Source organism: Actinocrinis sp. (assembly GCF_035946395.1).
Classification (GTDB): domain Bacteria; phylum Actinomycetota; class Actinomycetes; order Streptomycetales; family Catenulisporaceae; genus Actinocrinis.
The window spans coordinates 19,345-32,424 of sequence record NZ_DASYZI010000214.1 but is presented as its reverse complement, the minus strand read 5'-3'; the positions used below and the strand labels follow the sequence as shown (position 1 = coordinate 32,424).

Sequence of the window (13,080 nt, the reverse complement as noted above, 5' to 3'; positions counted from 1 at the left end):
CGAGAGTGACAGCCGTCCCCCGGCGGTGTGCATCGACTACTGACCGAACCAGGCGATCAGCGAACGAGGAGGTGTTCGAGCCGTGGCGCTGGTTCGCTGATCAGACCAGCCGGGCGAGTTCGTCGAGCAGCCTCGCCACGGTCGACTTGGTCTGACCCACCGTGGTCGACAGGCTGGAGGCCGAGGTCAGGCTCGGCACCGGCAGGGCGGTGTCGATCGGCAGGCTCGTGTCGAAGGGCGGAAGCCCCAGCGGCGCCGTGCCGCCGGAGGAGGCGCCGGCGCCCGAAGGCACGAGAGCGGACCGCGCGCCCTGCGCGGCAAAGCCCGCCGACGCGCTGCCTGACGATGCGCCGGTGCGGGAACTGCGGACGACCGCAGCGCCAGCCGCCTCGGCACGCTTCAACTGCTGCGCGCTCGCGCCGACGGGAAGCGCCATCCGCTCCGCGGTATACGAGCCCGTGCCACCGCCACCAGAGACATGACCATCTCCCGGGGTGGCGGATGAGACCTCGTCGTTGGCTCCGCTCTTGGTGCCGGCCGAACTGCTGACTGTGCCGTTGCTCGCGGCAACGCCGTCCGACGAGTTGACGCCGACCACCGGCACCGGGGCGCCGAGGCCGCTGGCCGCGAAGTCGACCGGATCGGTGCCGATCGTCCCGTCGGCCAGAGTGGCGTCGCCCGGGTCGAGCGCCGCCGCGGTCAGGCCCACCCCGGTCAGGGTCGCTCCGACGGCGAGGGTACCGAGCGCGGCCGAGCGGACCCGTGTCCTGGGTTTGGCATGGCTTCCCATCAGAAAGTCCCTTCTGGCCAGGCTCGACGCGGTCCGGACGGCCGCTTGCGCCGCCGAGGACACCCGCGCCCGGCCGCCCAATGGAGCTTCCATTCCAGTGAGAGCCAGGAAAGGACGTAGGTCGAATAACAGACAATTCACTCAATGGGGTGATCCGTGCGGAGCGGTACAGTGCAGACAGAAGACCGAAGGACGACGCAGGCAGCACCGCACCGGGCTAGGAGACGTCGATGGCCACTCCAGCACCCCGCCAGGATCCCTCCGACGAGGACCTTTCCGTCAGCAGCCGGAAGACCTGGGCCGCCGGGGCGCCCGCGGTGGCCGAGTCGCTGCGGGTCGCCGAGCGGCAGATGGGGACCAGGCGTACCGCACTGACCCTCTTGCGGGTCAACCAGCCGGGCGGCTTCGACTGTCCCGGCTGCGCCTGGCCGGAGCCCGGTGAGCGCAGCCACTTCGAGTTCTGCGAGAACGGCGCGAAGGCGGTGGCCGAGGAGGCGACGCTGCGCAGGGTCGGTCCCGGGTTCTTCGCCGAGCACCCGGCCGGCGAGCTGGCCGCGAAGTCCGACTACTGGCTCGGCCAGCAGGGCCGCCTCACCGAGCCGATGTACAAGGCGCCGGACGCGGACCACTACCGTCCGGTCGGCTGGCCCGAGGCCATCCGGATCGCCGCCGAGGCGCTGCGCTCGTGCGAACCGGACGAGGCCGTCTTCTACACCTCCGGTCGCACGTCGAATGAGGCGGCCTTCCTCTACCAGCTGATGGTGCGCCGCTACGGCACCAACAACCTGCCGGACTGCTCGAACATGTGCCACGAGTCGAGCGGCTCCGCGCTGACCGAGACGCTCGGCGTGGGCAAGGGCTCGGTCTCGCTCGACGACCTGTACCAGGCCGATCTGATCGTCGTCCTCGGGCAGAACCCGGGCACGAACCACCCTCGGATGCTCACCGCGCTCGAAAAGGCCAAGCGCGCGGGAGCCTCGATCGTGGCGGTCAACCCGCTGCCGGAAGCCGGGCTGATCCGCTTCAAGAACCCGCAGCACGCCAGGGGCCTGATCGGTTCGGGCACCGCGCTCGCGGACGACTTCCTACAGATCCGCGTCAACGGCGACCTGGCGCTGTTCCGCGCGCTCGGCAGACTGCTGCTGGAGGCCGAGGACGGCGCGCCCGGCACCGTATTGGACCGCGCTTTCATCGACGAATACACGCACGGTTTCTCCGCGTACGAGAAGGACGTCCGTCAGACGTCCTGGGACGAGGTACGGGACGCGACCGGCCTTTCGCGCGAGCGGATCGAGTCGCTGGCCGAACGGGTGATCGCGTCGAAGCGCGTCATCGTCTGCTGGGCGATGGGGCTGACTCAGCACCGCAACTCGGTGCCCACCATCCGCGAGCTCGTCAACTTCCTGCTGCTGCGCGGGAACGTCGGCCGCCCCGGCGCCGGAGTCTGCCCGGTGCGCGGGCACTCGAACGTCCAGGGCGACCGCACCATGGGCATTTACGAGAAGCCCCCGGCGCGCTTCCTGGACGCGCTCGCCGCGGAGTTCGGGTTCGAACCGCCGCGCGAGCCGGGCTACGACACGGTCGACGCGATCCGGGCCATGCGCGACGGGAAGGTTTCGGTCTTCTTCGCGGTCGGCGGCAACTTCGTCACGGCCACGCCGGACTCGGCCGTGACCGAGGCGGCGATGCGCCGCTGCGCGCTGACCGTGCACGTCTCGACGAAGCTGAACCGCTCGCACGCGGTGACCGGCCAGGCCGCGCTGATCCTGCCCTGCCTCGGCCGCACCGAGCGCGACGTGCAGGGCGGCGGCGAGCAGTTCGTCACCGTCGAGGACTCGATGTCGATGGTGCACGCCTCACGCGGCCGGCTGGCCCCGGCCTCGCCGCAGCTCAAGAGCGAGGTCGCGATCATCGCCGCGCTGGCGCGGGAACTGTTCGGCCCGAGCCTCGACGACGACTACGAGGGCATCGACTGGGAGGGGTTGGCCGCGGACTACGACCGGATCAGGGACCGGATCGCCCGGGTGGTGCCCGGTTTCGCGGACTTCAACGCGCGCGTGCGAACGCCGGACGGCTTCCGGCTGCCGCACGGCCCGCGCGACTCGCGCACCTTCCCCACCGCTACCGGAAAGGCCAACTTCACCGTCAACGAGCTCGAAGTCCTGCGCGTCCCCGACGGGCACCTGCTGTTGCAGACCGTCCGCTCGCACGACCAGTACAACACGACCATCTACGGGCTCGACGATCGCTATCGCGGCATCAAGCAGGGACGACGGGTGGTTTTCGTGAATCCCGACGACCTGGCCGTGCTCGGGTTCGCCGACGGCGACCACGTGGACCTGGTCTCGGTGTGGCGGGACGGGGTCGAACGGCGCGCCGAGCGGTTCCGCGTCGTCAGTTACCCGACCGCGCGTGGATGTGCGGCCGCGTACTTCCCGGAGACCAACGTGCTGGTCCCGCTCGACTCGACCGCGCAGGTGTCGAACACGCCCACGTCCAAGTCGATCGTGGTGCGACTAGAGCGTGTTGAGAAGTAGGGCCGGATCAGGGCGCGGTGCCTGGCGCGTGCGATCGCAAGGCGTCGGGTCGTGTCCATGCTGGCGGTACGGGCGCGACCCGACAACGCGGCGAGCATGCACGCCAGGCGCCACGACCCCGGCCCTACGTCTCAAACACGCCCTAGAGCGAGCGCAGGTGCACGCACCGCAGTCGGCGCCGATGGCCGGAACCGTTTCTTGAGGTGATTCTCCACCAGATGGCGCAACCGATGCACCGTCACAAATGCAAACTATCCAGCCATATATAAACTGACGGTATGACACAAGTACGTACCGTTGACGGGCGGATCGCCGGCCGCCGAGGACAGGCCACCCGGACCCGGCTGCTCGAATGCCTCGGCGAGCTGATCGCTTCCACCTCGTACCGGGACGTAACGGTCATCGACGTGGCGCGGCAGGCGGGCACCTCCCCGGCGACCTTCTACCAGTACTTCCCGGACATCCAGACCGCGGTCGTCGAGCTGGCGAACGAGGTGCTGAAGGAGGCCGGGACGCTCAAGGACCTGGCCTCCGAACAGAGCTGGACCGGCCGCGGCGGCTCGGCCGCGGCCGCGGCCCTGGTGGACGGCTTCCTGGACTTCTGGCGGCAGCACGACGCGATCCTGCGGGTCGTCGACCTGGCGGCCGCGGAGGGCGACCGGCGGTTCTCCCGGATACGCATGAAGCTGCTCAACTCGGTGGTCCAGGCGCTCACCGAGGCGATTTCGCAGCTCCAGCGCAGTGGAAAGGTCGACCCAGAGGTGCACGCGGCGGCGACCGCGGGGGCGCTGGTGACCATGCTGGCGGCCAGCGCGGCGCACACCAAGGCCTTCGACAGCTGGTCGGTCAAGGACGGCGAACTGCGCTCCGGGCTGACCCGGCTGGTCGCCTGGGGCGTGACCGGCCGCAAGCCGAGCTGAGCCGAGCCGCGGTGCAGCGGCTGAGCAGCTACCTCACGCGGGTCAGGCTGTGCGCATCAGAGCTGCGTGCATCGGCGCTGCGTCGATCAGAGCCGTGCTCAGCAGAGCCGTGTCCATCGGGGCCCGTGCGCGTTGAACCGCGTCCGCATTGAGCAGCGCGCACATCAGACCCCGACAGCCGCCCGCCACTGGTCGAACCGGCGGCGGGCCGACCGGTCGGACAGTTCGATGCTGGCGATCACGATGACCATGACGAAGGTGCCGAGTCCCAGCACGAGCAGCCCAAGCCCGGCCAGCTTCGGCGAGAGCGAGCCGGCGAACTCGGTCGCGTCGTAGGCCGCGTGTGCGAGCACGATCGGCCAGAGCAGCCGCCAGCGCCGGTAGACCCAGATGTTGCCGACGGTGAAGAAGATCACCGCGAGCGAGGCCCATCCGTAGTACAGATGGAACGGGATGCGCAGCGCGATGGCGACGAGGTATATCACCCACGCTCGCCTGGCGAACCCGGCCTGCTCCAGCGTGGTGACCACCATCCCGGTGATCAGCACTTCCTCGCCGAATCCGGCCGCCAGCGCGACCACGATCCCGACCGGGATCATCCACAGGCTGCTGCCCTGGTCCGGCGCGCCGGTGTTGCGGCCGGTGACGTTCACGTACACGACCACGGCCAGCAGGAATCCGAGCACGCCGGCCATCGAGAGGAAGAACGCCCGGACGAACTGCCAGCCCGGACCGCGATCGCGCGGCCGGTTCGGGAGGTAACCCATCTGCGGGTACGGAGCGTAGACGGGGTAACCGGGCTGCGGCGGCGCGGAGTAAGGCGGCGCGTACAGCTGAGTCTGCGTCGGATACGGGTACTGCGCTGTCGGCTGATATTGGGCCGTGTGCGGGTACTGGGCTGAGTGCGGGTACTGGGCCGGGTACTGATTCGGGTACTGGGCTGTGGAGCTCTGGTACGTCGGTGCAGGGTATGCGGCATAGCCCTGGTAGGCGGCGTAGCCCTGATAGTGCATGGGCGGCGGGGTCGGCCTGGCGAAGCGACCGAAGACCGAGCGCAGCGTGACGCCGCGGCGCAGGCTGAAATACGCCACGCCGAAGACGACCGTCGAGGCCTGCATGATGTACTGCATCATCTCGCTGCCGGCTTCGAGCCAGTTGCGGATCTGCTGGTTGTCGCTCAGGTCGGGATTCGTGAGCAGGCCGACCGCGCTGATCACGCCGAGCCCGAAGGCGACGAAGTAGACCGCGCCGATCTCGCCGAACGCGCGCAGCGGGGAGATCGGCCCGGGCTGCGCGCTGCGCGCCTCGGCCGGAGGCTGCTGCGGCGGGACGGCGTCCGGGCCCGGAGGGAGCGGCGGCGGCGCAGCCGGCACGGCGGGCGCCGGGAAGGGCGTCGCGGCGCCGTCGACCGGGCCCGGCTGCGGGCCCTGTTCCTGAGTCTGGTCCACCGGCGCTCCAAGCTCTGATCGTCATCGCTCGTCGGCGTGACAACTACCCCGAATAGGCGAGAGTCTGCCTTTGTATCACGTCGAGCCTATGCCGAGACGCTGGGACAAGGCGTTCAGGGAGATGAGAGTTGGCTCAGCTGGAGCCGCTGCGCGTTGAGGGCGTCACCGCGGGATATCGCGGGGTGCCGGTACTGCGCGACGTCACGTTGACCGTCGAAACCGGGCAGGTCGTGGGCCTGGTCGGCCCGAACGGCGCGGGTAAATCGACGCTGCTGGACGTGATCTGCGGTTCGTTGCGGCCGACCACCGGGCGAGTATGGCTGTTCGGCCGGGACGTCACGAAGCTCCCGGTACATCGGCGCGCGCGCCTGGGGCTCGGGCGCACGTTCCAGCGGCTCGAACCGTTCAGCTCGCTGAGCATCGCCGACAACCTGCTGGTCGCGGCGGAACAGGCCGGGGGCGGCGAAGAGCAGGCGAAGCAGGCCGTGCACGCGCTGCTGCGCCGCTTCGGCCTGGTGGACTTCGCCGGGCAGCCGCTGGCCGCTGTGCCGACCGCAGTGGCCCGGATCGTGGAGATCGCGCGGGCACTGGCGGCCGGGGCGCGGATGCTGCTGCTGGACGAGCCGTCCTCGGGCATGAGCGAGCAGCAGGTACGCGAGTTCGCCGGCACCGTGCGCGCACTGCGCGGCGACGGGCTTTCCGTGGTGCTGGTCGAGCACGATCCCGAGCTGGTCGGCGCGGTGTGCGACGAGGTGTACGAACTCGGCCTTCAGCGAGGCGTGCTCAGCCGAGCAGCCGGATCGCGTCCAGCGCCCAGTACGTCAGGATGACGGAGGCACCGGCGCGGCGGATCGAGGTCAGCGTCTCCAGGATCGCCTGCTCCCGGTCGATCCAGCCGTTCGCCGCGGCCGCCTCGACCATCGCGTACTCGCCGGAGATCTGGTAGGCCGCCACCGGGACCTCCACCGCGTCGGCAACCTGCCGCACGATGTCCAGGTACGACATCGCCGGCTTGACCATCACCAGGTCAGCGCCCTCGGCCACGTCGAGCCGCACCTCGCGCAGCGACTCGACCGCGTTCGCCGGGTTCTGCTGATAGGTCTTGCGGTCGCCGGTCAGCTGCGACTCCACCGCTTGGCGGAACGGGCCGAAGAACGCCGACGAGTACTTCGCCGCGTACGCCAATATCGCGGTGTCCTGGTACCCGGCCGCGTCCAGCGCCCGCCGCACGAAGCCGACCTGACCGTCCATCATCCCGCTGGCGCCGAGCATGTGCGCCCCGGCCCCGGCCTGAGCGAGCGCCATCTCGCCGTAGATCTCCAGCGTCGCGTCGTTGTCGACGGTGCCGTCGGCGCGCAGGACGCCGCAGTGCCCGTGGTCGGTAAACTCGTCGAGGCACAGATCGCTCATGATCACGGTCGAGTCGCCGACCTCGCCGGCAACTTCACGGATCGCCCGCTGAAGGATGCCGTCCGGATCGACCCCGGCCGAGCCGATGGCGTCGCGCTCCTCGGGCACCGCGAACAGCATCAGGCCGCCGACTCCGGCGGTCACCGCCTCGTGCGCCGCCTTACGCAGGCTGGAGAGCGAGTGCTGCACGACGCCGGGCATCGACGCGATCGGCGCGGGCTCCAGCAAGCCCTCCTTCACGAACATCGGCAGCACGAACTCGGCCGGGTGCAGGCGAGTCTCAGCCACCATCCGGCGCAGCGCCGGGGTACGCCGCAGCCGGCGCGGCCTGACGTTCGGGAACTGAGCCGCAGTCATGACGACCAGCCTATTCCAATCGGGTGAACCCAGGTGGCGGCTTTGGACAGCCGCTCACCTCATCACATGTTCGCGCCGTCAATTCAACACAGCGTCAATCCAACACAGCGTTACTTCGCGCGGCGGGCACGCGAGGAGCGCCGCTCAGAGGGCCGCAGCACCGGCTCTCCGGCCGCGATCGCCGCCTCACGCCGCGCCCTGCCGAACGCGGCCAGCGCCTCGGCCAGCACCGCGGCGCTCGGCTCCGGCGCGAGCACGTCCACGCGCAGCCCGTGCTCCTCGGCCGTCTTCGCGGTCTGCGGGCCGATGCACGCGATCACCGTGGAGGCGTGCGGCTTGCCCGCGATGCCAACGAGGTTCTTGACCGTAGACGAGGAGGTGAACAGCACCGCGTCGAAGCCGCCGCCCTTGATCGCCTCACGCACCTCGGCGGGCGGAGGCGCCGCGCGCACCGTGCGGTACGCGGTCACGTCGTCCACCTCCCAGCCGAGTTCGACCAGCCCCGCGACCAGCGTCTCCGTCGCGATGTCGGCGCGCGGCAGGAACACCCGCTCGATCGGGTCGAAGGCCGGGTCGTACGCGGGGAAGTCCTCCAGCAGGCCCGCCGCCGACTGCTCGCCCGAGGGGACCAGATCCGGCACGACCCCGAAGGCCCGCAGCGCCCTCGCGGTCTGCTCGCCGACCGCCGCCACCTTGATCCCGGCGAACGCGCGCGCGTCGAGGCCGTACTCGCCGAACTTCTCGGCGACCGCCTTGACCGCGTTGGCCGAAGTGAAGGCGACCCACTCGTACCGGCCGGTGACCAGTCCCTTGACCGCACGCTCCATCTGCTGCGGAGTGCGCGGCGGCTCCACGGCGATGGTCGGCACCTCGTGCGGCACCGCGCCGTAGGACTGCAACTGCTCGCTGAGCGCCCCGGCCTGCTCCTTGGTGCGCGGGACCAGCACCCGCCAGCCGAACAGCGGCCTGGTCTCGTACCAGGACAGTTCGGAGCGGCGTTCCACTACCGAACCCACGACCACCACGGTATCCGGGGACGGCTTGATCATGTGTTCGGCCTTGAGCCCGGCCGCGATCCGGTCGAGCGTGCCGGTGATGGTGCGCTGCGAGGTGAGCGAGCCGTCGACGGTCACGGCCACCGGGGTGTCGGCCGACCGGCCGGCCGCGAGCAACTCGGCGGCGACCTCGTCGATCCGGTCGCCGATGCCCATCAGCACGAGCGTCGAGGTGGTCGTGCCCGCCTCGCCGAGCTGCCGGTGCCAGTCGGACCAGGCGGTGAAGTCGGCGTGGTCGTCCAGGCGCGGCGCGGACAGCAGCCGCACGTCGCCGATCGAGCCCTTGGTCAGCGGGATCCCGGCGAACACCGGGACCGCGGTGGCGCGGGCCAGTCCGGGCACGACCTCGAAGGGCAGTCCCGCCTGCGCGCAGGCCGCGGCCTCCGCCTCGAACGAGCCGAAGAGCCCGGGGTCGCCGTCGAGCAGGCGCACCACCGACTTGCCTGCCCGCACCGCCGCGCTGATCTGGTCGAAGCAGACCAGCGGCGGCGCGGACGCCGCGCCGAACCTGGCGCCGTCGCCGTTGCCTGAATGGCCGTTCGTCGGCGGGAGAGCGTCGTCGAACGAGGCGGGCTCGATCTCGATCACCTCGATGCCGTGCCGGCAGCGCGGCGCGAAGCGGTCGAGCAGAACCGGGTCGACGACGAGCACGTCGGCGTCGGCAAGCAATGCGGCGGCGCGCACGGTCAGCAGATCCGGGTCGCCGGGACCGGCGCCCACGAAACTGACTCGCGCACGCGCGGCGTTGTTCGGCCTCTGCGACTCGGTGGCCTCGGACTCCGTGTCGGCGATAGACGCGGAGTGCTCGACGATCGCTTCGTCCGCCACCGCTATCCGCGTATCCATAGCGTTCGCCGCGGTACGCCCCTGGTCGTCCGAACGCAGAGCGTCGGGGAGCGCAGTGGCAGTAGTCGCGTGCCCGTTCGTGTGTGCAATGAGGTTCTGTGCGGAAACGGATCCGGTCGTGAGAGTCACGGCTGCTTCCCCATCAAGCCGGCGGCGCCCTGGTCGAGCATCCGCGCGGCGAGCTCACGCCCGAGCCGCTCGGCCTCGTCCACGGTTCCGGTGGCGGACATCCTGATCGACCGGGGGACCGTGCCCGGTGTGACATCCTCGGTCGCGATCTCGACCTCGGCGACGGTCCCGGTCAATTGCAGTTCGCGCCCGACCGCGACGGCGTAGCCGCCCACGGGCGCTGAACACCCCGCTTCGAGCGCGGCGAGCAGTGCGCGCTCGGCCTGGACCGCGGCCCGGGTGGGCGCGTGGTCCAGGGCTGCCAGTTCGGCCACGAGCCCGGCGTCGGCGGCCCGGCACTCGACCGCGAGGGCGCCCTGACCGGGAGACGGGAGCATCTCCGACGGGTCGAAGCAGTCGGTCGCCTCGCCGATCCGTCCAAGCCGGCTCAGGCCCGCGTAGGCGAGGACGACGGCGTCCAACTCGCCCTTGACCACGTAGCCGACCCGAGTGTCGACGTTCCCGCGGACCGGCACGACCTCCACATCCTGGCGCAGCAGCCGCAGCTGCGCGGCGCGGCGCGCGGAGCCGGTGCCCACCCGCGCGCCGGACGGCAGGTCGGCGAACTTGAGCTGATCGCGGGCGACCAGCACGTCGCGCACGTCCTCGCGTTCAGGCACGGCGGCCAGCGCGAGTCCCACGGCCGCAGCCGTGGGCAGATCCTTGAGCGAGTGCACCGCGAGGTCCACCTCGTGCGCGAGCAGCGCGTCACGCAGTGCGTTGACGAAAACGCCGGTGCCGCCGATCTGGCTCAGCGCCTCCCTGGAGACGTCGCCGAAGGTGGTGATCTCCACCAGTTCGACCGGCCGGCCGGTGGCTTCGGTCACCGCCGCGGCGACCAGCCCGGACTGCACGAGCGCGAGCGCGGAGCGCCTTGTTCCCAGCCTGAGTGGTCGGTTCGTCATGCGCCGTCTTCTCCTCCGGTGACGACCTCGGCCCGGCTGACCGCAGCGGGCGCGGCCGGATCGAGGTTGAAAAGTTCCCGCAGCGCGACCGCGTAGGAAGTGCCGCCGGGGTCGGACGCCAGCTGCTTGACCCGCACGGTCGGCTCGTGCAGCAGCTTGTCCACGACGCGCCGCACCGTGTTGGCCACCTCGGCGCGAGTCTTGGCGTCGAGCTCGGGCACCCGGCCGTCGAAGCGGGCGAGTTCGGCCTCGACGACCTCCGCGGCCATGCCGCGCAGCGCGGTCACGGTGGGCCCGACGGTCGCGGCCCGCTGTGCGGAGTCGTAGGCGGCGACCTCCTCGGCGACTATCCGCCGCACCGCCTCGACGCTGCCCTGCTCCGCCCGGGCCGCGCCAACGCGCTCGGCGTCGGCGATCCGCTCCAGGTCGATCAGACTGACGCCGGGCAGGGCTCCGACCTCGGGGGCCACATCACGCGGCAGCGCGAGGTCGACCACGACCCGGCGCCGAGCAGTATCCGGTGCGGTGTTACTCGACGCAGTGTTACTCAATGACACTGTGTCACTCAACGACGCAGTGTTACTCAACCCAGTGTCACTCGACGCGGCGTCAGTTGCCGACAGCGTGTCGGTTGTGATCATCGTGCCGATGGCGCCGGTGCACGAGACGATCAGGTCGGCGCCGGCCAGGCTCTCGGCCAGCCGGTCCAGTCCGAGCGCGCGGCCGCCCACCGCCTCGGCGAGCCGGCCCGCACGGTCTGGTGTGCGGTTGACCACGGTCAAGTCGAGGCCCGGGTACATCCGGGAAAGCGTCGTGGCGGCCAGCGAGGACATCGAGCCCGCGCCGACGACCACCGCGTGCTGCGGGCGTCCGCCGTCCAGCAGCGGCAGGGCCAGGTCGAGCGCCGCGGTCACCAGGGACTGGCCCGCACGGTCGAGGCCCGTCTCGCTGTGCGCCCGCTTGCCGACCCGCAGCGCCGTCTGCGCCAGGTCATTGAGCACCCGTCCGACGGTGCCCTCCGCCTGCCCGTTGGCGAGGGCGCCGCGCAGCTGGCCGAGCACTTGCGGCTCGCCGACGACCATCGAATCCAGGCCGCAGGCGACGTTGAACAGGTGCTGCGCGGCGCGGTTGTCGTAGTGGACGTACAGGTGCTCGTTCAGCTCCTCGGCCGGCACCTCGGTGTACGCGCTGATCAGCGCGGACAGGTCGGTGAGCGCGCCGTGGAACCGGGTCACGTCGGCGTAGACCTCAAGCCTGTTGCAGGTCACGACCGCGATCGCCTCGACGACATGCTCGGTGCCGACAGCGTCGCCGACCAGCTTGGCCACCTGCTCCGGCGGCAGCGCGGCCCGCTCCAGCAGCGGGATGGGTGCGGAACGGTGGGACAGCCCGATCACGAGAAGGCTCATGCCGGCCTCACTTCGTCATAGCCGTAGCGCGGCATCGGCTCGCTGTCAGCCGCCGAGTCCGCGTACTGCGCCGCCTCCGAGTACCGGGCGGCTTCCGGGAACGTGTTCTCTGCGTTCGTGTCGATCTCTGCGTACGCGTCGGCGGCGCCTGCGACGCTCGCGTCGTCGAACTCGCCGGGGTTCACCGGATCCTCGCGCAGCCGCCGCACGCGACGGGTCCGCACGACGCCGGGTGCGGCGTGGTTGTTGGCGGTCTTGCGCTGCTCGTGGAACGCGAGGATCTGGAGCTCGATGGAAAGGTCCACCTTGCGCAGGTCCACTCCGGGCGGCACGGACACCACGGCGGGGGCGAAGTTGAGGATGGAGGTGACGCCCGCCGCGACAAGCCGGTCCGCCACCTCCTGGGCGGCGGTCGGCGGCACCGCGAGCACGGCGATGGAGATGCCGTTCTCCACGATGACCTCGTCGAGCTCGTCGATGTGCCGGATCACCAGCCCGGCCACCCGGTTGCCGGACAGCCGCGGGTCGGCGTCGAGCAGGGCCGCGATGCGGAAGCCGCGGCTGACAAAGCCGCCGTAGTTCGCCAGGGCGTGGCCGAGATTGCCGATGCCTATGATCGCGACCGGCCAGTCCTGGGACAGTCCGAGCTCGCGGGAGATCTGGTACACGAGGTACTCGACGTCGTAGCCGACGCCGCGTGTCCCGTAAGAGCCCAGATACGACAGGTCCTTGCGCAGCTTCGCGGAGTTGACCCCGGCGATGACCGCGAGTTCCTCGGAGGACGCGGTCGCTATGCCGCGCTCCTCCAGTGCGCGCAGTGCACGCAGGTACACCGGGAGCCGGGCCACCGTCGCCTCAGGGATCGCCGAGGCGGCACGGCCCGAGGGCCCCTCGCCGCCACGGCCCGGGGGGCCTGGGGTACGCAATGTGGCCATCGTGCTCCTGTAGGCGCTGTCGCGGTGGGACTTGTTGCCGGAGCGCGCCCCACGAATGGTGGGCCTGCCTCAGCACCTGCCCGACAGCGTAGGACTTTGTGAACGCGCGCACAAAGTGCACATCCGAATTGTCCGGAAAGACTACTATCTTCCCTTTGTCATCCGGCTGCGGCGTTGACCAGCGCTGGACGAACCAGCCCTCGCCCGGCGGGCCGCTGGATGCGACCGAAGTCACAACGGCCGACGTTAGGCCTCAACCGAAGTCACAGTGTGCTGCCAGCAGCCTGCCAGCGCGATGCC

General features: G+C 70.5%; 9 protein-coding genes and 1 pseudogene. 3 read left to right on the top strand and 7 right to left on the bottom strand.

Annotated features, from left to right (window positions below; genetic code table 11):
- Positions 1-100: 100 nt before the first annotated feature.
- Positions 101-790, bottom strand: coding sequence for a hypothetical protein (locus tag VGS97_RS13560; protein ID WP_326853782.1), 690 nt, complete (start codon positions 788-790; stop codon positions 101-103).
- A 230-nt stretch (positions 791-1,020) separates the two neighbouring features.
- Between VGS97_RS13560 and VGS97_RS13555 the strand changes: the two genes are divergently transcribed.
- Entirely contained in the window at positions 1,021-3,327 is a 2,307-nt protein-coding gene (locus tag VGS97_RS13555) for an FdhF/YdeP family oxidoreductase (RefSeq protein WP_326853781.1), read from the top strand.
- Between the two features lie 278 nt (positions 3,328-3,605).
- Positions 3,606-4,247 carry a TetR family transcriptional regulator gene (locus tag VGS97_RS13550; protein ID WP_326853780.1) on the top strand — a complete coding sequence of 214 codons (642 nt, stop codon included), beginning with the start codon at positions 3,606-3,608 and terminating at the stop codon, positions 4,245-4,247.
- A 164-nt stretch (positions 4,248-4,411) separates the two neighbouring features.
- Here the strand turns inward: VGS97_RS13550 and VGS97_RS13545 are convergent, their stop codons facing one another.
- Complete coding sequence (locus VGS97_RS13545) at positions 4,412-5,695, bottom strand: type II CAAX prenyl endopeptidase Rce1 family protein (protein ID WP_326853778.1); 1,284 nt, start codon at positions 5,693-5,695, stop codon at positions 4,412-4,414.
- Positions 5,696-5,823: 128 nt separating this feature from the next.
- Here VGS97_RS13545 and VGS97_RS13540 point away from each other — a divergent pair, with 128 nt between their 5' ends.
- Complete coding sequence (locus VGS97_RS13540; RefSeq protein ID WP_326853777.1) at positions 5,824-6,525, top strand: ABC transporter ATP-binding protein; 702 nt, start codon at positions 5,824-5,826, stop codon at positions 6,523-6,525.
- Here the strand turns inward: VGS97_RS13540 and hemB are convergent.
- The 5 genes and pseudogenes from hemB to VGS97_RS13515 form a co-directional block, all read right to left on the bottom strand.
- Positions 6,479-7,462 carry a porphobilinogen synthase gene (hemB, locus tag VGS97_RS13535; RefSeq protein ID WP_326853776.1) on the bottom strand — a complete coding sequence of 328 codons (984 nt, stop codon included), beginning with the start codon at positions 7,460-7,462 and terminating at the stop codon, positions 6,479-6,481. The genes VGS97_RS13540 and hemB overlap by 47 nt on opposite strands.
- Before the next feature lie 110 nt (positions 7,463-7,572).
- Complete coding sequence (locus VGS97_RS13530) at positions 7,573-9,309, bottom strand: uroporphyrinogen-III synthase (protein ID WP_414641710.1); 1,737 nt, start codon at positions 9,307-9,309, stop codon at positions 7,573-7,575.
- A 179-nt stretch (positions 9,310-9,488) separates the two neighbouring features.
- Positions 9,489-10,436, bottom strand: a complete 948-nt coding sequence (gene hemC, locus VGS97_RS13525) for a hydroxymethylbilane synthase (RefSeq protein WP_326853774.1) — start codon at positions 10,434-10,436, stop codon at positions 9,489-9,491.
- Positions 10,433-11,845, bottom strand: a complete 1,413-nt coding sequence (locus VGS97_RS13520; protein WP_326853773.1) for a glutamyl-tRNA reductase — start codon at positions 11,843-11,845, stop codon at positions 10,433-10,435. Before VGS97_RS13520 ends, hemC begins: the two co-directional genes overlap by 4 nt.
- A 233-nt stretch (positions 11,846-12,078) precedes the next feature.
- Positions 12,079-12,780: pseudogene (locus VGS97_RS13515) on the bottom strand (redox-sensing transcriptional repressor Rex); the annotation flags it as partial.
- Between the last annotated feature and the right edge of the window lie 300 nt (positions 12,781-13,080).

Coding starts and splice junctions, on each gene's coding strand:
- VGS97_RS13560 (WP_326853782.1), bottom strand. CDS start 790: ATGGGAAGCCATGCCAAACCCAGGACACGGGTCCGCTCGGCCGCGCTC.
- hemC (WP_326853774.1), bottom strand. CDS start 10,436: ATGACGAACCGACCACTCAGGCTGGGAACAAGGCGCTCCGCGCTCGCG.
- VGS97_RS13550 (WP_326853780.1), top strand. CDS start 3,606: ATGACACAAGTACGTACCGTTGACGGGCGGATCGCCGGCCGCCGAGGA.
- VGS97_RS13555 (WP_326853781.1), top strand. CDS start 1,021: ATGGCCACTCCAGCACCCCGCCAGGATCCCTCCGACGAGGACCTTTCC.
- VGS97_RS13520 (WP_326853773.1), bottom strand. CDS start 11,845: ATGAGCCTTCTCGTGATCGGGCTGTCCCACCGTTCCGCACCCATCCCG.
- hemB (WP_326853776.1), bottom strand. CDS start 7,462: ATGACTGCGGCTCAGTTCCCGAACGTCAGGCCGCGCCGGCTGCGGCGT.